Source organism: Streptococcus sanguinis, from assembly GCA_013378335.1.
Lineage (GTDB): Bacteria > Bacillota > Bacilli > Lactobacillales > Streptococcaceae > Streptococcus > Streptococcus sanguinis_I.
Map to the genome: position 1 here is coordinate 914,409 of CP040556.1, position 21,622 is coordinate 936,030.

Consider the following 21,622-nt stretch of genomic DNA (forward strand, 5'->3'; position numbering starts at 1 on the left):
TCAAAGCCAGCAGGTGTAAGAATAGAGCAAGAAAGGAAAGCAGCCTATGAATAAAATCACCCTTCCGATTGGCATGCATGACAAGCTTTTCAAGAGGGCGCGTGTAACCTACGAGATTGAGCGGGACATCAGTGATTTTCTGATGGCTCAGGGCTTCAATCGGATTGACACACCGACTTTGGAGCACTTCGAGGTCTTCAGCGACCATGTGGAGCCCCATCATTATCATCTTTTTGATAAAAAAGGCGAGTTACTGGTGCTACGGCCAGATGTGACCAGCCAGATTGGTCGGGTTATTGCTTCGACCAGGGTTCATACGCCGACCAAGTTTTCCTATTCGGGCAAGGTTTTTCACTATCAAGAAGAGCTGCGCGGTCTTGTTAACGAGCTCAGCCAAGCTGGTATTGAGATCATCGGCTATCCAGCTCGCGAGGCGGTGCTTGAGGCTATCAAGACAGCCAAGCAGTCGCTGGATTTGGCGCAGGTTAAGTCTTATCAGTTCGAGTTTTCCCATGCAGCAATCCTGCAGACAATTCTAGAGAGTCTGGCCTTGGATTCGCAGGAGGAGGCCCAGCTGCTAGATTATATTCGCAAGAAAAATAGGACGGGACTCTTTGAATTCACCCAGACCAGATCGAGTGAATTTGATGATTTTTTACAGGAACTGCCCTATTTGTTTGGTCCTAGCCAACAGGTTTTAGCTAGGGCTAGAGAGATAGTTGACAATGAGCGGATATTGACGGCTTTAGATGATGTGGAGCAAGTTCTGCGGAGTCTATCAGGCTTGCTGGATCAGACAACTATGGACTTGGGGCAGGTAGCGGCCATGCCTTACTATACTGGATTGACCTTCAAGGTCTTTGGCGACCGAGTGCCAGATGCTTTTCTATCTGGTGGTCGCTATGACCAGCTTTTCAAGCGCTTCGGGGCAGCAGAACTGACAGCTATCGGCTGGTCCCTTGACATTGACAGCGTCTATCAGGCCATTCATGATGACCTGCCTGACGAGGGCGGAAAGGAAGGTGACAGCAGATGAGTCAGATTACTATTGCCCTAACCAAGGGGCGGATTGAGGAAGATACGGTCAAGCTCTTGACCAAGGCTGGCTTTGATATGTCATTCATGGCAGACAAGGGGCGTAGCTTGATTTTTGAAAGTCCAGACAGTCGCTTTCGCTTTCTTTTGGTCAAAGGGCCTGACGTGACGACCTATGTGCGCCATGGGGTCGCTGATTTGGGCATTGTCGGCAAGGATATTCTCTTTGAGCATCCGACCGGCTATCTGGAGCTGCTGGATCTGAACTTTGGCCTTTGTAAATTCTCACTGGCCTCGGTACCCAGCTATAACCCTCATGATCACAAGCGCAAGCGGATTGCGACCAAGTACCCAACGGTGGCGACTGATTATTTTAATCAAAAGGGGAAGACGTGGAAATCATCTCCATTCAAGGCAGCGTGGAGATTTCACCGGTGCTGGGTCTGGCGGATGCCATTGTCGATATTGTGGAGACGGGGCATACCCTGTCAGCTAATGGTCTGCTGGTTTTTGAGGACATTTGTCGGGTGTCGGCCCGGCTCATTGCTAATCAGGCTTCCCTGAAAAATAACCCAGATATCATGCCTTTTGTGGCAAGGATTGAATCCCTAGTAGGAAGAAGAGAGGTGGCTTTTAAATGACAATTATCAAACGTTTAAGCGGAAGTAATGAAGAAATTTCACGGATTTTATACGAAGAGCAACTGCAGCTCAGCCAGCAAAACTTAGATGTGGAAGAAGCGGTGGCTGAGATTATTGAAAGAGTCAAACAAGACGGTGACCAAGCTTTAAGAGACTATACGATGCTTTTTGACAAGGTTGAGGTGACAGACTTTGAGATTGGGCAGGAGCTGATTGACCAGGCTTTCGAGGAAATTGATCCAGAGGTCTTGGTCGCCCTGAAAAATGCCCAAGTTAATATCGAATCCTACCACCGCCAGCAGTTGGAGACTGGTTTTGAGGATAGTCCTAGCGAGGGCGTTGTCCGTGGTCAGTTGATTCGGCCGATTGAGCGGGTCGGCACCTATGTACCCGGCGGCACCGCAGCCTATCCTTCCTCCGTCCTCATGAATGTTATCCCAGCCAAGATTGCTGGTGTCAAAGAAATCATCATGATTACACCGCCTCAAGAGCACTTTACCCCAGCGATTTTGGTCGCAGCCAAGCTGGCTGGTGTGGATCGGATTTTCCAAATTGGCGGAGCCCAAGGAGTGGCAGCTCTGGCTTATGGAACTGAGACCATTCCCAAGGTGGATAAGATAACTGGACCGGGCAATATCTTTGTGGCTACGGCTAAGAAGATGGTCTATGGTGTCGTGGGAATTGACATGATTGCTGGTCCTTCGGAGATTGGAGTCATTGCAGATCGTTCGGCCAGTCCAGTCTATGTGGCGGCCGACCTCCTATCGCAAGCTGAGCACGACAAGCTGGCTCGGGCTATTCTGGTGACCGACTCGGAGGAGCTGGCAGACCAAGTCGAAGCAGAGCTAGATAGACAGCTCAAAGAGCTACCGCGGGAGGAAATCGCGCGTGCTTCGATTGAGAACAACGGCCGCATCATCCTTGCGCCTTCTAAGGAAGCCATGTTTGAACTCATGAATCAGGTGGCACCTGAGCATTTGGAAATTGCCATGGATGATGCTTACAGCTATCTTGATCAGGTTGAAAATGCCGGTTCTGTCTTTCTGGGGCATTATACCAGTGAGCCTATCGGTGACTACTATGCGGGAGCCAATCACGTTTTGCCGACCACCAGCACCAGCCGCTTTTCATCAGCTCTGGGAGTCTATGACTTTATCAAGCGCATCCAGTACACCCAGTACAGCCGTGCTGCTGTAGGAGCAGCTGACAAGGATATTACCAGTCTGGCCTATGCAGAAGGCCTGCAGGGACATGCCAAGGCCATCGAAGCCCGCAGACAGGAAAAATAGAAGGAGTTACCATGAGACAAGCTGAAATCAAGCGTAAAACACAGGAGACCGATATTGAGCTGGCTGTCAATCTCGACCAACAGGAGCCAGTAGCCATCGAGACCGGTGTCGGATTCTTTGACCATATGCTGACCCTTTTTGCCCGCCACAGTCGGATTGCTCTGACGGTCAAGGCTGAAGGCGATCTTTGGGTGGACAGCCACCATACGGTTGAGGATGTAGGCATCGTGCTGGGGCAGGCTCTGCGTCAGGCATTGGGAGACAAGGCTGGTATCAACCGCTACGGCACTAGCTTTGTGCCTATGGACGAAACGCTGGGGTTGGCCAGTCTGGATCTATCCGGTCGCTCCTATCTGGTCTTTGAGGCTGATTTTGACAATCCCAAACTTGGGAATTTTGATACTGAGCTGGTAGAGGAATTTTTCCAAGCCCTAGCCTTTAATCTGCAGATGAATCTGCACCTGAAAATCCTTCATGGCAAGAACAGTCACCACAAGGCGGAAAGCCTCTTTAAAGCGACTGGACGAGCTCTACGGGAGGCTATTACGATCAATCCAGAGATTCATGGAGTCAACTCCACCAAGGGCTTACTCTAGCTTGCCCTTCTGAGTGAAAGGAGTTGATGTAGAGATGATGATTGTTATTGATTATGACGCAGGAAATACAGCTAATGTTCTCCGTGCTCTGGCTCAGGTCGGAGTAGAAGCGCGCCTGTCAGCTGATCCGCAGGAAATTCTAGCTGCCGATGGTTTGATTTTACCAGGTGTCGGTGCTTTTCCTACTGCCATGCAGGAGTTGGAAAGGCGAGGGCTGGTTTCCGTTATCCAGCAGGCTGTGGCTGATGGCAAGCCTCTCTTGGGCATTTGCTTAGGTATGCAGCTCCTGCTGGAGTCTGGATTGGAGAATGGTCAAAGTTCTGGACTGGGCTTGATTCCTGGTGTTTGCCGCCGGATTCCGGACCAGGCTGGTCTGCCTGTGCCTCACATGGGCTGGAATGACTTAAAAATCCAGCAGCCATCTGCTTTGACAGCTGGTCTAGATGGCCAGTCAGTCTATTTTGTCCATAGCTACTATACAGATGTTCCGGAGGAGTACTTGGATGTGACGGCTGATTATAGGCTGCCTATCCCAGCCATGATTCACAGAGGATCGATTTTTGGCTGCCAGTTTCACCCAGAAAAGTCAGGTGCTGTCGGTCTCGGTATCCTAGAGAAGTTTAAGGAGTATGTCTATGAAAATACTGCCCGCTATTGATATCAAAGACGGCCAGGCCGTCCGCCTTTTTAAAGGGGATTTTAGTCAGAAGACGGTAGTCAATCCCGATGTTTTGGAGCAAGCTCGACTTTTCAAAGAAGCCGGGGTTACTATGATTCATGTGGTTGACTTGGACGGAGCCATAGAAGGTCGGGCAGCCAATCGAGATTTGATTGCCCAGATTAAAGCGGAAACTGGTTTAGCTATCCAAGTCGGGGGTGGCATCCGCAGTCTGGAGCAGATTGAAGATTATCTAGCGGTCGGCATTGACCGTGTCATTATTGGCTCTATGGCTGTTAAGAATCCTGCCTTTGTTGAGGCCGCGCTGGAGCGCTTTGGAAGCAGCAAAATCGTGATTGGCATTGATGCGAAAGGCGGGCTGGTTGCGACTGAGGGCTGGCTGGAAACCAGCAATCAGGACTATATCAGCCTAGCATTGGCAATGGAAAAACTCGGAGTTCGCCTCTTCGTCTATACAGATGTGGATCGAGACGGGACTCTGACTGGCCCTAATATCCAGCATTATCAAAAATTGCTGGCAGCGCTCAAGGATGCTCAAGTCATTGCCTCTGGCGGCATTCAGTCAGCAGAGGATTTGAAAGAGCTGAAAAAGCTGGGCTTGGCTGGTGCCATTGTGGGCAAGGCCTATTACAGTGGACGAGTTAGCCTAGAGCAGATCAAGGAAGCAGAAAGGGGCTAGCCATGCTAAAAAAACGAATCATTCCCTGTCTGGATGTCAAGAACGGCCGGGTGGTCAAGGGCATCAACTTTGTCAATCTGACTGATGTGGGCGATCCAGTTGATGCTGCCAAGGCCTACTATGAAGCTGGATGCGATGAGTTGGTCTTTCTGGACATCACCGCCACCCATGAGGAGCGGGATACGACGGTCGAGATGGTCCGACGCGTGGCAGAGCAGGTTTTCATTCCCTTTACCGTCGGGGGTGGCATTCGCACTGTTGAAGACATGAAGCGGATGCTCCAAGCTGGGGCTGATAAGGTTGCAGTTAATTCATCAGCACTGGCAAATCCTCAGCTTTTGGCTGACTGCGCTGAGAAATTCGGCAGTCAATGCGTGGTGCTGGCCGTGGATGCTAAGAAAGAAGCGGATGGCAGCTGGCATGTTTATCTGGCTGGTGGCCGTAAGGACAGCGGTCGCGACCTGTTAGACTGGGTCCAAGAAGCTGTCGATCTCGGAGCGGGGGAAATTCTTTTGACCAGTATGGACAAGGACGGAACCAAGTCCGGTTTTGACTTGCCGATGCTAGAAGCCGTTTCTCAAGTGGTTTCCGTTCCGATTATCGCCTCTGGTGGTGCTGGCTCTAGCCAGCATATCCTAGAAGTTTTTGAAAAGACTGCAGCGACGGGTGCCTTGGCAGCCTCGATTTTCCATTATGGTCAGGTTTCCATCTCAGATACCAAAAGAGCCATGCAGGAAGCTGGATTGGAGGTACGCATCTGATGACAGAAGTAAAGTTAGATTTTCAAAAGCAAGGCGGTCTCATACCTGCCATTATCCTAGACCACACCAACAAAGAAGTACTCATGCTGGCCTATCTAAATGAAGAAGCCTACCAGCTGACCTACACTAGCGGCCAGATGTGGTACTGGAGCCGGTCACGTCAGGAGCTTTGGCATAAGGGGGCCACCAGCGGCCACTACCAGACTGTCAAAAAAATCACGGCTGACTGCGACCTAGATACCCTGCTGATCGAGGTAGATCAACTGGGAGCAGCCTGCCATACCGGTGCCAAATCCTGCTTTTTCCATAAAATCTGGGATGAAGAAGACAGCAAAACTGACTAAAAGCTCCCTTACTTTAGTACTTGGTTAATGCAACAATAAAACCAAGAAATCAGTATCAAGCCACCAGCCCGCCATTGGAAAGAATTGCTTTTTATAGTAAAATAAGGACAGTAACAAGGAGATACTATGCTAGAAACCCTCTATCAAGAAGCCCTCAAACGTAAAAAGAGCCTAAGGAAGGCTCCTATACCAGCTATCTCTATGACAAGGGGCTGGACAAGATTCTCAAAAAAGTCGGTGAAGAAGCGACTGAAGTAGTCATTGCGGCCAAAAATGCTGACAAGGACGAGATGGCCAATGAGACGGCTGATCTGCTCTACCATCTGGCGGTCGCTCTCGTCGAGACTGGCGTCAGTCTGGAACAGGTAGAGGCCGTCCTCCAAGCTCGTCAGGGCAAGCAGAGCCGGATTCACGACCGACCTGAAATTGACCATTACTAAAGGAACACAAGATTTGCAGAAAGGCGGTCCAGCATGCGCGACAACCATCTTCATACCTATTTTTCCTATGATTCTGAGGCAGATTTCTGTGACTATCTGGACCATTACAAGGGCGAGATTGTCACCACAGAGCACTATGATTTGTCCAATCCCTACCCCTATGAAGCAGCCTCGCCCCATGATGATGTGCCTGACTATGAGGCCTATTCAGCAAAAATAGCAGAGCTGAACCAGCGATACGGCAACCGCATCAAAAAGGGCATTGAAATTGGCTATTACGCTCCGCGTAAGGACGATATCCTAGCTTTCCTAACGGACAAGAATTATGACCTCAAGCTCCTGTCTGTCCACCATAATGGCAGTTTTGACTATCTGGAAGAGCCAGTCTTGCAGCTGGATAAGACGGAGTTAATTCCTCGCTACCTGAGAGAGTTAGAAGAGGCTATCGAGGCTGTGCCAGCAGATGTACTAGCTCACTTTGACTATGGTTTCCGAAAATTTGCGCTTACCGTAGAGGAGTTAAAAACTTTTGAACCAGAGCTGCGACAGCTTTTTCACAAGATGATTGATTATGGTCTGGCCTTTGAGCTCAACTGCAAGTCCATGTATCTGTACGGCCACGAGGAACTCTATATCTATGCTCTTTCGCTAGTCAAGGAGCTGGGCGGTCAGCGCTTTTCAGTGGGATCAGATGGCCACAAGCTGGAGCATTTCCGCTTGCAGTTTGACCGAGTTTCCAAAATCTTAGCAGAGGCTGGCATAGGTGAGGAGCAGTTGATCTAGAAGGAGAAATCATGACTGAGATTAGGTCCTTAAAATCAGAGGAAATCCCGCTCTTAGAGGAATTTCTTTACCAAGCTATTTTTATCCCTCAAGGTCTAGAGCCGCTACCCAGAAGTATATTGAATGAACCAGAACTAGAGATGTATATCAAGGATTTTGGTCAACAGCCAGATGATTGGGCTTTAGCAGCAGAAGTGGACGGTCGGCTGGTCGGAGCCGTTTGGGTTCGGATCATGAAAGATTACGGCTATTATGACGACCAGACTCCCTCTCTCTCCATTTCATTCCTGTCTGACTTCAGAGGCTAAGGTCTAGGGCAGCAGTTGATGACGGCCATGCTGGACTTGCTCAAGGTCAAAGGCTACCCAAGTGTCTCCCTCTCCGTTTCAAAAGACAATCCCGCCGTTGGCTTTTATCAAAGACTGGGCTTTGTCACGGTTGAAGAGAGGGAAGATGATTATTTGATGCTGTGCTGATTGTAACAAGAAGAAAAGCAGTCTCTTGACTGTCTTTTTTCCTCTTTTAAACTTATGATATTAATGTTATTTTTTCTTTATTTGTGATAAAATAAAAGAAAGAATGATGGACCCTTTAGTGCTCCATTCCTGTCATCAGAATCTTTTCTGTCTACCGTTTAAGACTTTCCAGGTACCATTGAGGATTTTATATCCTTTTGGAATCTTGAGTGTGGTATGCTAGAGCAAAGGAGGTAGACAAATGGCTACAATCGTTATTAAAGACGGCAGCACTCTTCGGAAGTTGGCTCTTTCATCAATTTTCTATATCCAGTCCCATCCTCAAAAGCCGCATTTTGTCCTTATTGTGACCGGAAAAAGAAATTACAATCTCAGGGCTTCTCTGACTGAACTAGCAGAAAGCTATCCTAAAGATCTGTTTCGTTGCAATCGCCAAACTCTTGTTAATCTCGCTAAAGTTAAGGGTTTTGACAGGGAGCATAAAACCTTGTTCTTTGAGCAATCTAGCCTAGGAGAACTTGTCTGCTCTAGACGCAGTTTTGCCAGTCTTATTAAGCATTGGTCTCAGGAAGGAGGAAAATAAGATGAAAATCTTTGTGTTAGAAGATGATCTCAAGCAACAATTCTATATGGAGTCAACCATTCTGAATATTTTGAAAAAAAACGGCTGGCAATGTCAGTTTTTAGAAATCTACAGCAATCCCCAAAAGTTACTTGATGCTGTTCGGGAACGCGGAAGCCACCAGATTTTCTTTTTGGATATTGAGATAAAAAAAGAGACACAGAAGGGCTTGGAAGTAGCTGGTCAAATTCGTAAGTTAGATCCCTATGCTTTGATTGTTTTTGTAACAACTCACTCAGAGTTTATGCCTTTGACTTTTCGATATCAGGTATCAGCTTTTGATTTTATTGATAAAGGGCAGTCTGAAGAGGCCTTTATTAAGCAGGTTGAAAAGGATCTAGCCTATCTATACGAGAGAAAGGATAGTTTCCAAGCTGAGGAAACCTTTCTATTTGAAAATTCCAAATCTGAAATTCAAGTTCCTTTTAATGAAATTTATTTTTTTGAAACATCGGATGTTCCACATAGACTTATCCTCTATACAAAGAAAGAGCGTATTGAATTTTATGGACAGCTTTCTGAGATTGTCAAGCAAGACAAGCGCCTCTATCGTTGCCACCGATCTTGTGTGGTCAATCCAGCCAATATCGCTCAAATAGATAAATTGGAAAACATAGCTTATTTCCCCAATGGCGCTAGCTGCTATGTTTCTCGACTTAAGATGAAAGGATTGCGGGCAGCCTTAAAAGCAGAAGGGAAGTAGTATACTAGAAGCAGGAGAGGGATTTATGTTCATAGGATTGCAAATTGTAGCATTGATATTTCAGTCTTTAGCTTTATTTATTCTTTTTTCGAATATCAGTGGCGCTAAAATGGATTGGAAAAAATATATATTAGCAACTTTAGGATTGAATTTTATAGGGATTTTACTTGCAATAATAGAGTTGGTTACTGAGAATAATATTTTTTCATATGTTAATTTTTTAACCATTCCTATATATTTTTTAATTTTTTCATTGCTAATAAACAAATATACACCAAAAGTTCTAGCTATATTTTATGGTTTCTTTCCAGTTGTTCTTTGGAATCTTTTACACCGTCTTTTTTCTTTTTTTTAAGAAATATAATGCATTCTCATGCCCAGGCTCAGTTAAATCCCGATAAATATATTCTATATATTTCAGCAATTTTAGCTAGTTTACTATCTTTATTCCTGCCTCAGTTATTGCACTATAATTTTAAACGATTGAGGGAATATAAATTAAATAAAAAAGATATAAAACTAATTGTTTTTCTAAATATTTCCATGATTTTCTATTATACATTTGTCCAATATTTTACTTATATAGAAAAGTATAATCAATCTTCTAACTTGTATAATCGTGAACTGATAGTAGTTATTTACATTATTCTCTTTCTAAGTTCAGTTAATATTTTAGACCGGAATTTGCGGGAACGAATTCAACAGCAATTAAGTGAGCAAAGAGAATTACAATTGAGGAACATGTCCGACTACAGTAAGCACATTGAGGAGCTTTATAGTGAGTTAAGAAGTTTTCGTCATGATTATGTCAATATTTTAAAGAGTATAAAATTAGGAATTGATACTAAGGATTTACCAGCAATTGAAAAGATCTATAATCAAGTCCTAAAGAACTCTGGTCAATCGCTCAACCAATCTAAGTACGATTTGGGACGTTTGTCTAATATCCATAACGATGCTCTCAAAAGTGTCTTATCCGCAAAATTTCTCGAAGCTCAGAGTAAGCATATAGAGACCGGATTAGAAGTTCCGCAGGAAATTGAGCTTAGAGGAATTGAATTGCTTGATTTCGTTACCATTGTTTCCATACTGGCTGATAACGCTATAGAAGCAGCTATTGAAACTAGTCATCCAGTAGTTTCTTTTGCTTTTCTTGAGCAAGAAGGTAAACAGGTTTTTATCGTAGAAAACTCAATAAAAGATTTCTCAGTGAATTCCAATAATATTTTTAAAAAGGGCTTTAGTAGCAAAGGAGAAAATAGAGGGATTGGCCTTTATAACGTTCAAAATATCATCAGTCGTTATCCCAATGTTTCTCTTCGTACCATTAGTCATGATAACAAATTTAAACAGGAGATAGAAGTAAAACTGTTAAATGTTTTTTATAGCTCTATCTAATAAAAAGCCAATTTCAATTTGTTAATGAAATTGGCTTTTATTATTTATAATTAGATTAGATGTCTGGATTTTTTATTATCTACCAAAAACAGCTTCAAACCAGTTGGAAATAACTCTTGACCAATTTTGTCCCCCTCCTGAAATATTTTCTAATTCTTCAGGCGATAGTGCATTGAATTGCTCAAATGATTCTTTTTTGTTCATAATATGAACCTCCTTGATTTTAATAAAATTAGTGTAACAAAAATATTGATGTTTTTGCAGAGAAAATCCTAATCAGTTTTTATTTATTCCTGAGTGGTAGGTTATTTATTATACCAATTTAATTTTATTCGTTATGGTCAAGAATTTTGTCTTTATAGTAGTTAAAATAACTTTTTTTTGCTATGACACTTGTTACGCGTCCTTGAAGTCCATATCGGACTAGTTTGCTATTTTCCTTGGAGAGCTTAGCTTTCGCTATTACTTTGAATACGCTACCTTCCTTGGTTTCGGTGGCTGTTTGGTCAATGCTATTGATTTTTCCAATGATAACTAGAGGTTGGTTTCCTATTTTTTCCAGACTAAGGCGGACAGTTTGTCCTTTTTTCAGATTAGGTAAGTAGGCTGAAGTTACATAGTAGCTGATAAAGACTTCTTGATTTTCCTTGATTTGTGGATAGAGTTGAGCAATTTCGGTTCCTTTAGGTAATAAGTTCTTTCCTTTGTAAGATTCATTTAGATGAATAACACCATTTTCAGGAGATATTAGTTGATTATTTTGAAGTTGGTCATCTGTTTGGTTAAGCTGATTTTCTAAATCGGTAATTTGTGTCTGAATAGTTACTAGTTGTTGATCTGCATTTTGAATAAACTGAGTTCGCAAAACTTCTATCTTGGTTGTTGCACTACCATCATATACGCTTGGACTGCCTGTACCTGCCTTTTGTATCTCTAGATTTGAAATAGAGGATTCAAGACTTGATATGTTTGAGCCTATTTGTGTTAGATATTGGCTGGTGATGCTGGTATCTTGGTTTGCTTTATACTGATTAAGATAAGAATTAAACATATCTTGATAAGAGTTTCCTTCAGGTAAGCTGGACGAGTTGTTGGAAATAGCGTTGTAAAGGTCATTATAATCTTTTATTTGGGCTTGTAGTTTAGATATTTGATTATCAATGGCAGCGACAGCATTGCTAGCGATAGCGGTTTGATTGCTTACCTCTGTATTTGCTTTAGAGATTCCAAGATTGATATCATTGACTTGGTTGACAAAGTTGTTATAGATATTACCATAACCAAACTCATCATTATCGCCAAAGAGATTATTTCCTTGCTTCAGGCTAGTTTTTAGAGTTTCCAAGCCTTCTTTCTGGTGTTTATAGCGTTCGAGCTGTGTTTCAATAGCTTGTTTTTGAGAAGCCTCTAAGGTTTCAGTGTAGCTAATCAGAAGTTCTCCCTTTTTTACAGTTTGGTTTTCGGTGAGATTGTTGACTTTAACAGTGTGATCACTGGTTGATTGGATAGAAGCGACAATATTGGTAGGGGTAATCTGACCAACAGAAGTAACAGTCACCTCTTTTGTAGCAAATAAAGAAAATAGAACTAGGAATATGACCAATAAGGTTAAAGGAATTGTCAGAACCGTTGCAAAATTATGGTACCGTCTCTTGTAAAACTCAGTACTTTTAAAGAGATTAGGATTCATAGTATACCTCCTTTTTATTTATTAAATAAATGTTGATAGAATCCGCCCTGTTCCATTAAGTCTTTATGAGGGCCGATTTCAATGATTTTGCCGCGGTCAAGGACAATCACTTGATCGGTTCGCTCAGAAATACTAAGCCGGTGAGCTACAAAGATGATAGTTTTTTCTTTCATGGCCATTAGATTGTCAATAACTTTCTTCTCAGTTAGGACATCAAGTCCGCTAGTTGCTTCATCAAGGATAAGAACAGGAGATTTAGTTAAAAGTGCGCGTGCCAGAGCAATTCGTTGTTTTTGACCGCCAGATAATCCAGCTCCATCTGATAACTCTGTCTGATAGCCCATAGGCATTTGTTCTATATCGGAGCGAATTTCTGCAATCTCACAAGCCTGAATAATGTCAGACTGATTGATAGTTTCATTGGCTCCGAGGGTTAGATTTTCTAGAATAGAACCACTAAAGATATAGGGTTGTTGAGGAAGGTAATTGATATACTGGCGCAGGATTTTTTTATCAATAGTCTTAAGGTTATGGCCGTTGATACGAACTTCACCTTGATAGGGTTCGTAAAAGTTGACGATTAGTTTAGCGAGAGTTGTCTTGCCTGAACCGCTAATGCCGACTAAGCTAACCTTGCTCCCTTCTTTGATAGTTATCTGGATATCAGATAAAGTATCTCGTCCAAAACCATACTTGTAGGATACATTATCAAAACTAAGGTCACCAGCTAAAGCACTTGTATTTGTAATGGGCTGGTTTTTTGCAAATTCAGATTCTACTAGATATACTTCGTTTAGTCGATTATTAGCAACTCTAGCTGATTGGAGTTTAGTTTGAAGGTTGATAATATTTTCTAACGGATTTGTAAAATAGGAAAGCAAGGTATTGAAAGTAATTAGCTGACCGATAGAAATATGATTGTTCATAACGAGCTGAGCTCCTAACCAAAGAATTGATACATTTAAAATCAGATGTGCTCCCTGTTTTAAAGAACTTTGTATAATCGAAAACTTATTGAGCCGAAAGGACTTATCAAGATAATCTACAAACTCTCCATCAATTTTTTGGTAACGGACCTCTTCGCTAGTCAAAGATTTAATCGTTTCAATACCATTAATATCTTCGATAATAGCAGAGCTAACCATGGAGTTCGCTTGCATCACTTCGTTATTCATTTTTTCGAAGAATTTCATAAAACTAAAAATAATGATGATATAAATAGGAATTGCCAGCAAGGTCATTAGAAATAAATTAGCATTTTGTAGGAATAAAGTGCAACCGACAATGATTAAGATAGATAAATCTAAAAAGAGAGATAATATAGTGGATGCTAGAGCGTCAATGATAGAGTTAGCATCCGTAAATCGGGAAATAACCTCGCCAGTCCGCCTAGTTGCAAAGAAGGACATAGGGAGCTCGAAAATATGGCGAATATAGGATAAAATTACATCAATACTCAAGCGTTGGCTAAGGATGGTCAATAGGTAGTCTCTAGAAAAAGACATGAATTGCTGTAAGGCATAGGTGATAATTAGGCCTATAGAAATAATGCCTAGAGTTGTTTTCATCTGATTTGGAATGTACTCATCTAGAATTCCCTGAAGGTAGTAAGAACCCACTATATTCATCAATGTTACAAGAAGGCTGGATAAAATTATATAGAATATCAAAGACTTTTGTCTTAGAATGAGCGGTATAAAACTCATTAATCCAATTTTTTTGTCTCGGTGAATCTGGTAACTGGGTTCAGGAGCTAGAAAGATTGACACTCCAGTCCACTCAGATGCAAAACGTTTTAGGCCCATCCTCGTTATTTTGACCGTTGGATCTGGATCTCCGATGATAAGGTGCTTCTTCTCTTTTTTGTAGACGACATAGTAGTGTTGAAGTTTACCATTTTTATTGACATGAGCAATAAATGGATAGGGTATATCAGACAGTTCAAAGAGCGACATATCCGCTTTAATCGCTCGTGTCTCAAACCCCATCTCCTTTGCGGCCTTGACAATTCCCAGAGCTGTAGTGCCTTCCTTGTCAGTTTTGGCAAGCTCTCGCAGATGTGCTAAGGAGTAGTTGGAACCATAATATTTTGCAATAGAAGCTAAGGCAGCAATGCCGCAGTCTCTAGCATCTATCTGAGGGACAAAACTTTTACGATATTTGAGCATAAAATAATCTTCCTTTCTCCTACTATATATGCATTAATATTATCGCACGATTTAGAGTAAAACGGTCTCAAAAATCTCAAATGGTTGTTATGTTATCCTAAATGGTAAAATTTTTAAAAAATTTTATCAATTACCGTTTAGGAGTAAATAATAGCTATTCATGATTTTGACCTTACAATTTTTAGGAAGAGTAGTATACTTTAAGTGTGGTCGCGATGCACAAGAAAAATAATAGGAGGTATCTATTATGGATACAAAAGTAATGTCACAGTTTGATGTGCTGGATGAAAATACGCTTGCTACTGTTGAAGGTGGTATAGGTGCTAACGAATTTATTGGTGCAGTTGGTGTATGTACTGTTGGTGGTGCAGTTTTAGGAAGTGTTTTCCCAGTTGTAGGTACCGGTGCAGGTGCTATTTTGGGAGCACAATTTTGTACAGGAGCTTGGGCGCTTATTAGGCATTAAATGCTCAAAAAGAGAATCAAGGTGGTCAACATGAAAAATATTAAAAAAATATTGTTGGTAATGATTATATCGGCTTTATGTGCATTTTTATTAGGTTTTATTTATAAAATACCTACTTGGGATGTGACGAAAATTCTTGCTTTTGGCTTAGCTTTTCAATATGTATGTTACCATTTTAGCTTTAGGAAAGGAATTTCTTGCTTATCTTGGAAGTCCTCTTTTCTGAAGTTCAAGACTTTTTTGAGGAAGTCGATATATGGTTCTCTATTTTTATTAGCAGTTATCGGATATAAGATTTTATTTTCTGATTCTCCAAATGACATATTGTTTTTCTATTGCTATGTATTAGTGATGTTTTATGCTATAGGATATATTTTATGTTTAAATGGGGTAGTTTTAAAAGGTGAAAGTGAGTAATATAGGATGAAAGTTTATAAGGAAATTCATGAACTATCAATGAATGAATTAAGCAAAGTAAGTGGTGGTGGAAAACGAGAGGGGGATTTATTCCTATCTGGTGTCAGTGGTGCAGCAGAAGGTGTATTACTTTGTTCTCAGAGCGGAGCGTTTGTCATGCCTGCTACATACCTACTGTGTGCTGCCGGAGGGGCTGCAATAGGGATGATGTTTCCTCATTAATTTATTGAGCCTAATATATATTTTTATATTACAAATGATTTAAGTGATATACTAATACTCAATCATAAGAAAAAAAGTTTTCGTTACTTGATTGTTATATAGTTATGAGTAATGAGATAATATATATAGCATCTGCTGTAAGCAGATGCTATTTTTATATAAGACTAAGTAGGTTTGTTTTAACTATTTTGTGAAAGTTTCTTTCTTCGTATCTTTGTTATTGGTTAAATAAAGGATTAAGAGAACGGTCCTCACGTTTGTTTACTTACTGGATAATATGAAAAATAGGGATTCATTCGGCGATGAAATAGTCCAAAGTCTGTTATGGTTTCATAAAGATTCAGAAACAGCCTGATTTTTTTAAAACAACCATTAAAGAGTAAATAAAGTCTATTTAGGATTTTCTTTTTTTATTGCTATAAGAATAAGTTAAACTAGATTTATAAAAAAAGAAGGAGCTTATTATGAAAAATAAAATGGTTATTTCGATATTGCTTTGTCCGCTTTTGCTTGGCCTAGGTGCTGTATCGGTTTCAGCTGATACGGGTAGTATAGATGTGCAAGGTGGTCAAGAAGAAGCAGAAGTCAGTAGAAGTACCGATATAGCTTTGTTTACTGTATCAGATGCTGTGCCTGAATCTAATGGGAGGGCAGAAGCAAGCCAGCCTACAGAGCAGAATTCGGATCGCTCCGAACATACTGAGGCTACTCAGGCAGAAGTGACTCAAGACAGTTATTTAGAAAATGTAGCTGATTTTCAAAAAGTTTCGATTGATCAAGTGTACCAATCTTTTACAGAAGATGGTCAGGAGCATACAATCTATGTTGGTCGTCCAACTTGCTATTATTGTCGGCAGTTTTCTCCCGTGCTGAAAGAGTTTAATCGATTAATTGATAATCATCTTGAATATTATGATATTGATGGAAAAGACCTTGATGGCAAGGCAAAGAAATTTCTATTTGAAACCGTTGGAATCCCAGGAACTCCTACAGTCCTGTATCTAAAAAATGGAAAACTTATTTCTGGTTGGGCCGGAGGAGGAGCAACAGCTCAACAATTATATGAACACTTGTACACCAGTACAACAGATAAACAAGAGAAAGCAAGGGAACAATCGAACGTAACAAGTGGTGAAAATGATCCTACTGCTGTTTATCAAGCGACTACGTCAACTTCCGATGAAAGTCAAATAAGATTTTCTAAGTCAGATCTGCAGGACAAGAGAGAAGTTAAGAGTGGCCAATGTCCTATTTTAATTGATAGTGATTTTAAAAATCAAAAGAGGGAGGATGTGGCGAAACAATCAATGTTAAGGACATTGCCGCAGACAGGTGAAAAGACAACTGAATTCTTCGCACTTCTAGGCTTTATTTCACTAGCAGCAACTCTTATGGCTTTTTCTCAAAAAGATAAAAAGGCTTAATTTAGTTCCACTAATTAATTTAAAAAGCAGAAAAGGAGCATAAGTCATGTTTTACAAAGTGATGAGCAAAAATGATTTGGCTTAAATAAATGGTGCTTGATTTTTCAATTAAGATTTGGAATATATTTGCCTATCTCCTAAACAAATAGAATCCTAAAAGAAATGAATCCGTTTACTACAAGAATTCCTCAAAGACCGATTTATAAATGATATAAAATAAGTACATTCTCTATTTAATAGAGAGTGTATTTTATTTAAATGACTATTTAGGACGAAATAAAAGCTATTTATTATTTTTGTATCTGTCAATCTTTAAAAGTGCTATACTATTGGTGTGTTCGCGACACAAAAGAAAAAATAATAGGAGTTATTCTTATGTATACAAAAACAATGTCACAGTTTGATGTGATAGACGAAAATATGCTTGCTGCTATTGAAGGTGGGGATCGCAATAGTTACTGTAACGGATTAATTGCAGGGCGGCTGTTGCGCAAAGCTCTCTACCATCAGCCCATTTTACCGAGCGATTTCATTTGTAAATAGAAAGGAAAAAGAAAATGAAAGATCAACAATTTGAAGAAATATCACAAGAACATTTGGAAAATATCATAGGAGGCGGTGATTGGCTTCGTGATATCCAAAAAAGCTTCAAAAATATTGGAGATAGTATAGGAGGGTTTATTAACGGCTGGCTTGGCAATTAGTATTTATAATAAGAGGTGGGGTATATGTTTGAAAGAATTCGCAAGATTGATTGGTTGCTTCCAGCTTTAGTTTTTCTATATTTTAATGCTGCTCGGATTTTGCTAAGACTGCTGCATTTTAATGAGGGGACAAATTTGGTAATATGGTTTTTTGTCAATCTCCTATTGGCAATAGTCTGTGTTCTATATTTGAAGCATTTTGATCAGTTGTCTGTGTTTCGATTGGGACGGCCTAAGCTTAAGTTGATAGGATTAACTGTTTTAGGATTTCTCCTTCTTTACTTCTGGCTTAGTTATGTTCGTGAAAATTTTCCAGTCACTCATAATCAAGCAGGCCTGAATCACAATCTTACCTCAGTTCAAGGAATTACAAGAGCATTTCTGGTTTTTTCCGTGAGCCTTGGGGGACCGATAAATGAGGAAATAATTACTCGTGTATTTGCTCTGAATTGCTGGAAAAGGTTCAAAAAATACGGTATGGATATCCTTTTAGCTGCAGCCTTTTTTTCTTCGTTGCATCTTTACAGCTGGGTATGGACGGATTTTTTAGCATACTTTGGCATGGGTTTGGTCTATGTTCTCCTATTTAGGATGAGTAAAACAGTTTACTGTTCATTAGCCTTGCATATATTTTTAAATACCATCATAATATTAGTTCGATTGAGCCATTGAGGAGTCATGAAACATGACAAAGATAATTAATCGCCAGCGAGATGACTATATTTGACTTTGTCTTCTGCTTCCAACTTATGAATCCTTTTTAAAATCATAGCTGTTATTTACTTTATATCTGTCATTTTAGCTAATATTTTGGGTCTATTTTAGATTGAGATTTCAAACTTATAACTGTAAAATAGCAATAACTTCTTGATATTATTGGGATGGCCGAATAAAGACATTATAACAATACACAATTGCATACAGCATTTGATTCTATCAAGTGCTGTTTCTGATTAAAAATGACTATTCAGGAGTAAATAGCTTCCATCTATGAATTTTGCTCCACATACCTAGAAGAAAGTGTTATACTCTAGGTGTCGAGTCGCAACAGGACAAAAATATTCACTTAAACTTGGACTAAAGAAAAACTCCAAGAGATATTTTCTTTAATCCCTCGCATTTCACGAAAGGAGTCATGTAATGGCTACACAAACAATTTCACAATTTGATGTGATGGACGAAAACATGTTAGCTGCAGTTGAAGGTGGCGGATTTGGCTATGCTTGCTTAGGTTATGGTGCAGCGTCGTTTGCTGCTGGAGCGTCAGCGATTGGTGCAGCAGCTACAGGTGCGGGCTTGCCTGTCGCAATATATCTTGGAGCTCAAGCATTGGCAACAGGAGCTACTTTGTTGGCTTGTTTGCCATAATGGTAATGGAAATCTGTATTTAAAAGTGAATTTTCCCAAAATCTTTTCTCCTGTGAGATTTGATACTGATAGGAAAGAAAATTTTTGTCAGTTAAAGTCATGGCATGAATACAAGTTTAAAAGGATTTTTCGTATGAAATATAATAAATTAATTGCGCTAACAATGACTGTGTTTGCATTTATATTTTCCGTTCATTTATGGGAGTTTTCTAAAATAGTAGCTATTGCTTATTTTATGCTTCTTATGATAGCTAATTTTTTGTTATATTTTAGAAAGGATAAATGACTTTTTGCTTTTATTATGTCAAAGCAGATTTAAGGGATAAGAGCATTAAAATAATATATTTATTAAATGAGGCCGGAACTAAAAATATTCTAGACTTGCATTATTAAGAGATACAGAAATAATACAGCATTTGATTTTATCAGGTGCTGTATTTTATTAAAATAACCATTTACGACAAAATAAAGACTGTTTATGATTTTTATGCTTAGATTCTTTACATGTGCTATACTGTAGGTATGATATCAAAATCAAAGAAAAAGTAACAGGTATTTATTATGGATATAAATGTAAGGTCGCAGTTTGATATGATGGATGATAGAATCTAAACTACTGTTACTAATTGAGCATAGTATTCCCTATATAGAACTCAGTGAGTGATAATAAAAGAGCTATGAGACTTAATGAACCCTAGCTTCGGTTATTAGTAACATTCTAACTTTACATTATTCTCTAGAAAAAATAAATTTGATTATCTTATGACAATTATACAAGGAAAAAAGAGGTCACTAACATGGAAAAAATTGTTTTTTAAAATTTCTATGCTTATATCTTTTGTGCTAACGGTAGGAGGTCTATTATTAACACTCTATAATTATTTCTTTTTTAATTATCCGTTTTTAAACCAAACTACGGTAGGTTTAATTGTCTCGTTTTTAATTGTTTCGCTTATATTTTTTAGTTCTCATCATAGAAATAGGAATTGATTTTTTGAATTACTTGAGAATAAAAAGAAAAAAACTGCAAAAGAAATTCTTTGAATTTATCTTTTAGAGGAGTTGATTTTATGACTAATACTAGGCGAGCAGTGCTAGCACTGAGCTTGGTTGTTTTTTTATTGCTAGCAGCGGGAATTCTACTGCAAGTTCATTTTTGGAGAGTGATCATTTTGCTAGGTCTATTCTTTTTTGCGGAAGTATTTATCATCTGGTACTCTGGAAGTAGGTCTAAGTCGCAGATTAATGGCGGGCAAAGTCTTGAACTCTTCTGGCTTTATATCAAGCGCTTAAAAATCTTTTATATCACAATTTTGTGTCTCGCAATTCCTTTCGTTTCCTTGTCTTCCAATCCTGCCTTTGATTTGTTTTTTGTGCTTGAGTTGTTAATATTCTTGCTCTTAAGCAATTATATCTTTAGCTCTCATGGCATTCAACCGCCCAAGAAAGAGAGAGCTTTTAAAGTCTAATAGCTTTGTTTGTAGCAGTTGATTTGACTGCTGTTTTTTCAAAAAAGCAAAAAGCCTGGATTTTTCCAGGCTTTTTAGTGAAATGAGCAAGATTAGTGTGCTACACGTTTGCGAGCTGCTTTTTTACGGTTTTCTTCGATGAAAGCCGCTTTTTGTTCTTCAGGTTCGATGACTTTTTTCTTGACAGCATATACTGCGCCTGCCACAGCAGCAACAGTAGCTGCAACTCCTGTAAGAACGCCTTTTCCAAATCCTTTAGCCATGTGATTTCTCCTTTTCTGAACTTTTATTATTTATGTTATAATAATAGTAACGAAAAATCAAAATTTTTTCAAGGAAAAAAGATGAAAACCAAGATAATTGTGATAGTGGGGCCTACGGCGGTCGGAAAAACGGCTCTGAGTATCGAGGTGGCCAAGCGCTTCAATGGCCAAATCATCAGCGGTGACAGCCAGCAGGTCTATCGTGGCTTAGATATTGGCACGGCTAAGATTCGTCCGGAGGAGCAAGAGGGCATTCCCCATCATCTGCTGGATGTGCGGGAGGTTGGAGAGAGCTACTCGGCCTATGATTTTGTGACTGAGGCGGCTCAGGCTATTCGTGAGATTGAGTCTCAAGGTCAGCTTCCCATCATTTGCGGTGGCACAGGGCTCTATATCCAGAGCTTGCTCGAGGGCTACCATCTGGGCGGCTCTGTCCCTAACGAGGAGATTCTAGCCTATCGGGCGCAGCTGGATAGTTGGTCGGATGAGGCTTTGTTTGGGAAAATAGCAGAGCTGGGTATCGAGATTCCCCAGCTGAATCGACGCAGGGCTATGAGGGCGCTGGAGATTGCTCATCTGGGGGGGGCGCTAGAAAACAGTCAGCCAGATTATGAAGCCCTGCTGATTTGCCTAGATGATGAGCGACAAAAACTTTATGAGCGAATCAATCAGCGGGTAGATCTGATGATGGAAGCCGGGCTTTTAGAAGAAGCACGTTGGCTTTATGAACAGGCTCCGACCAGTCAAGCTAGTAAGGGTATCGGCTACAAGGAACTTTTCCCCTACTTTGAAGGTCAGATGATCCTAGATGATGCTGTGGACAAGCTCAAGCAGAATACCCGACGTTTTGCCAAGCGCCAGCTGACTTGGTTTCGCAACCGTATGTCTGTAACCTTTTATCAGGTGGGAAATCCAGCCTATAAAAATCAGGTCATGGAAGACATCAGAAAGTTTTTGGACAAGTAACTGGCTGACCAAGTCTTAG

General features: G+C 40.6%; 27 protein-coding genes and 3 pseudogenes. 26 read left to right on the forward strand and 4 right to left on the reverse strand.

Features of this window, described 5'->3' with window-relative positions; all coding sequences use genetic code 11:
- Positions 1-46: 46 nt before the first annotated feature.
- From FFV08_04840 to FFV08_04910, 15 genes and pseudogenes are all read left to right on the forward strand, one after another.
- The gene (locus FFV08_04840; GenBank protein ID QLB52029.1) at positions 47-1,036 is read left to right on the forward strand and encodes an ATP phosphoribosyltransferase regulatory subunit; all 990 of its coding nucleotides are present in this window, start codon (positions 47-49) and stop codon (positions 1,034-1,036) included.
- A pseudogene (locus tag FFV08_04845) lies at positions 1,033-1,676 on the forward strand (ATP phosphoribosyltransferase). Before FFV08_04840 ends, FFV08_04845 begins: the two are co-directional and overlap by 4 nt.
- On the forward strand, positions 1,673-2,965 hold the full coding sequence (gene hisD, locus FFV08_04850; GenBank protein ID QLB52030.1) for a histidinol dehydrogenase: 1,293 nt from the start codon (positions 1,673-1,675) through the stop codon (positions 2,963-2,965). The pseudogene FFV08_04845 and the gene hisD overlap by 4 nt, the downstream one beginning before the upstream one ends.
- A gap of 11 nt (positions 2,966-2,976) precedes the next feature.
- Positions 2,977-3,561 carry an imidazoleglycerol-phosphate dehydratase HisB gene (gene hisB / locus FFV08_04855; protein QLB52031.1) on the forward strand — a complete coding sequence of 195 codons (585 nt, stop codon included), beginning with the start codon at positions 2,977-2,979 and terminating at the stop codon, positions 3,559-3,561.
- A 34-nt stretch (positions 3,562-3,595) separates the two neighbouring features.
- The gene (hisH, locus tag FFV08_04860) at positions 3,596-4,219 is read left to right on the forward strand and encodes an imidazole glycerol phosphate synthase subunit HisH (protein QLB52032.1); all 624 of its coding nucleotides are present in this window, start codon (positions 3,596-3,598) and stop codon (positions 4,217-4,219) included.
- Positions 4,191-4,919 (forward strand): 1-(5-phosphoribosyl)-5-[(5-phosphoribosylamino)methylideneamino]imidazole-4-carboxamide isomerase, encoded by a 729-nt coding sequence (gene hisA / locus FFV08_04865; protein ID QLB52033.1) that lies wholly within the window; start codon positions 4,191-4,193, stop codon positions 4,917-4,919. The genes hisH and hisA overlap by 29 nt, the downstream gene beginning before the upstream one ends.
- 2 nt (positions 4,920-4,921) lie before the next feature.
- Entirely contained in the window at positions 4,922-5,680 is a 759-nt protein-coding gene (gene hisF, locus FFV08_04870) for an imidazole glycerol phosphate synthase subunit HisF (protein ID QLB52034.1), read from the forward strand.
- Complete coding sequence (gene hisI / locus FFV08_04875) at positions 5,680-6,024, forward strand: phosphoribosyl-AMP cyclohydrolase (protein ID QLB52035.1); 345 nt, start codon at positions 5,680-5,682, stop codon at positions 6,022-6,024. The genes hisF and hisI overlap by 1 nt, the downstream gene beginning before the upstream one ends.
- Before the next feature lie 126 nt (positions 6,025-6,150).
- A pseudogene (gene hisE, locus FFV08_04880) lies at positions 6,151-6,464 on the forward strand (phosphoribosyl-ATP diphosphatase).
- Positions 6,465-6,497: 33 nt separating this feature from the next.
- Positions 6,498-7,247, forward strand: coding sequence for a hypothetical protein (locus FFV08_04885; GenBank protein QLB52036.1), 750 nt, complete (start codon positions 6,498-6,500; stop codon positions 7,245-7,247).
- An 11-nt stretch (positions 7,248-7,258) separates the two neighbouring features.
- Positions 7,259-7,723, forward strand: a pseudogene (locus tag FFV08_04890) (GNAT family N-acetyltransferase).
- Between the two features lie 241 nt (positions 7,724-7,964).
- Positions 7,965-8,306 (forward strand): LytTR family transcriptional regulator, encoded by a 342-nt coding sequence (locus FFV08_04895; protein ID QLB52037.1) that lies wholly within the window; start codon positions 7,965-7,967, stop codon positions 8,304-8,306.
- 1 nt (position 8,307) lies between these two features.
- The gene (locus FFV08_04900) at positions 8,308-9,048 is read left to right on the forward strand and encodes a response regulator transcription factor (protein QLB52038.1); all 741 of its coding nucleotides are present in this window, start codon (positions 8,308-8,310) and stop codon (positions 9,046-9,048) included.
- Positions 9,049-9,073: 25 nt separating this feature from the next.
- A complete protein-coding gene (locus FFV08_04905) occupies positions 9,074-9,403 on the forward strand; it encodes a hypothetical protein (protein ID QLB52039.1) in 330 nt (109 codons plus the stop codon).
- Between the two features lie 8 nt (positions 9,404-9,411).
- Positions 9,412-10,446: a GHKL domain-containing protein gene (locus tag FFV08_04910; protein ID QLB52040.1), complete on the forward strand. Its 1,035-nt coding sequence runs from the start codon at positions 9,412-9,414 to the stop codon at positions 10,444-10,446.
- A gap of 75 nt (positions 10,447-10,521) precedes the next feature.
- On the opposite strand, the gene FFV08_04915 is transcribed toward FFV08_04910, so the two are convergent.
- The 3 genes from FFV08_04915 to FFV08_04925 all read right to left on the reverse strand — a co-directional run bounded on the left by FFV08_04915 (position 10,522) and on the right by FFV08_04925 (position 14,304).
- Positions 10,522-10,650, reverse strand: a complete 129-nt coding sequence (locus FFV08_04915) for a ComC/BlpC family leader-containing pheromone/bacteriocin (protein QLB52041.1) — start codon at positions 10,648-10,650, stop codon at positions 10,522-10,524.
- Between the two features lie 124 nt (positions 10,651-10,774).
- Positions 10,775-12,136 (reverse strand): bacteriocin secretion accessory protein, encoded by a 1,362-nt coding sequence (locus tag FFV08_04920; protein ID QLB52042.1) that lies wholly within the window; start codon positions 12,134-12,136, stop codon positions 10,775-10,777.
- A 14-nt stretch (positions 12,137-12,150) separates the two neighbouring features.
- Positions 12,151-14,304: a peptide cleavage/export ABC transporter gene (locus FFV08_04925; GenBank protein ID QLB52043.1), complete on the reverse strand. Its 2,154-nt coding sequence runs from the start codon at positions 14,302-14,304 to the stop codon at positions 12,151-12,153.
- A 247-nt stretch (positions 14,305-14,551) separates the two neighbouring features.
- Between FFV08_04925 and FFV08_04930 the strand changes: the two genes are divergently transcribed.
- The 10 genes from FFV08_04930 (at position 14,552) to FFV08_04975 (ending at position 20,374) form a co-directional block, all read left to right on the forward strand.
- On the forward strand, positions 14,552-14,770 hold the full coding sequence (locus FFV08_04930; GenBank protein QLB52044.1) for a ComC/BlpC family leader-containing pheromone/bacteriocin: 219 nt from the start codon (positions 14,552-14,554) through the stop codon (positions 14,768-14,770).
- A gap of 30 nt (positions 14,771-14,800) precedes the next feature.
- Positions 14,801-15,187: a hypothetical protein gene (locus FFV08_04935; protein ID QLB52045.1), complete on the forward strand. Its 387-nt coding sequence runs from the start codon at positions 14,801-14,803 to the stop codon at positions 15,185-15,187.
- A gap of 6 nt (positions 15,188-15,193) precedes the next feature.
- A complete protein-coding gene (locus FFV08_04940) occupies positions 15,194-15,409 on the forward strand; it encodes a bacteriocin (GenBank protein QLB52046.1) in 216 nt (71 codons plus the stop codon).
- A 464-nt stretch (positions 15,410-15,873) separates the two neighbouring features.
- Entirely contained in the window at positions 15,874-16,833 is a 960-nt protein-coding gene (locus tag FFV08_04945) for an LPXTG cell wall anchor domain-containing protein (protein ID QLB52047.1), read from the forward strand.
- 390 nt (positions 16,834-17,223) lie between these two features.
- Complete coding sequence (locus FFV08_04950; protein ID QLB53271.1) at positions 17,224-17,376, forward strand: bacteriocin; 153 nt, start codon at positions 17,224-17,226, stop codon at positions 17,374-17,376.
- Positions 17,377-17,390: 14 nt separating this feature from the next.
- A complete protein-coding gene (locus FFV08_04955) occupies positions 17,391-17,537 on the forward strand; it encodes a ComC/BlpC family leader-containing pheromone/bacteriocin (protein ID QLB52048.1) in 147 nt (48 codons plus the stop codon).
- A 24-nt stretch (positions 17,538-17,561) separates the two neighbouring features.
- Positions 17,562-18,209, forward strand: a complete 648-nt coding sequence (locus tag FFV08_04960; GenBank protein QLB52049.1) for a CPBP family intramembrane metalloprotease — start codon at positions 17,562-17,564, stop codon at positions 18,207-18,209.
- Between the two features lie 468 nt (positions 18,210-18,677).
- On the forward strand, positions 18,678-18,905 hold the full coding sequence (locus tag FFV08_04965) for a ComC/BlpC family leader-containing pheromone/bacteriocin (protein QLB52050.1): 228 nt from the start codon (positions 18,678-18,680) through the stop codon (positions 18,903-18,905).
- A 762-nt stretch (positions 18,906-19,667) separates the two neighbouring features.
- Positions 19,668-19,895 (forward strand): hypothetical protein, encoded by a 228-nt coding sequence (locus FFV08_04970; protein ID QLB52051.1) that lies wholly within the window; start codon positions 19,668-19,670, stop codon positions 19,893-19,895.
- 80 nt (positions 19,896-19,975) lie between these two features.
- Positions 19,976-20,374, forward strand: coding sequence for a hypothetical protein (locus tag FFV08_04975; protein ID QLB53272.1), 399 nt, complete (start codon positions 19,976-19,978; stop codon positions 20,372-20,374).
- 92 nt (positions 20,375-20,466) lie between these two features.
- Here the strand turns inward: FFV08_04975 and FFV08_04980 are convergent, their stop codons facing one another.
- Positions 20,467-20,637, reverse strand: coding sequence for a DUF3042 family protein (locus tag FFV08_04980; protein ID QLB52052.1), 171 nt, complete (start codon positions 20,635-20,637; stop codon positions 20,467-20,469).
- An 81-nt stretch (positions 20,638-20,718) separates the two neighbouring features.
- Here FFV08_04980 and miaA point away from each other — a divergent pair, with 81 nt between their 5' ends.
- Positions 20,719-21,603 carry a tRNA (adenosine(37)-N6)-dimethylallyltransferase MiaA gene (gene miaA / locus FFV08_04985; GenBank protein QLB52053.1) on the forward strand — a complete coding sequence of 295 codons (885 nt, stop codon included), beginning with the start codon at positions 20,719-20,721 and terminating at the stop codon, positions 21,601-21,603.
- Positions 21,604-21,622: the final 19 nt, after the last annotated feature.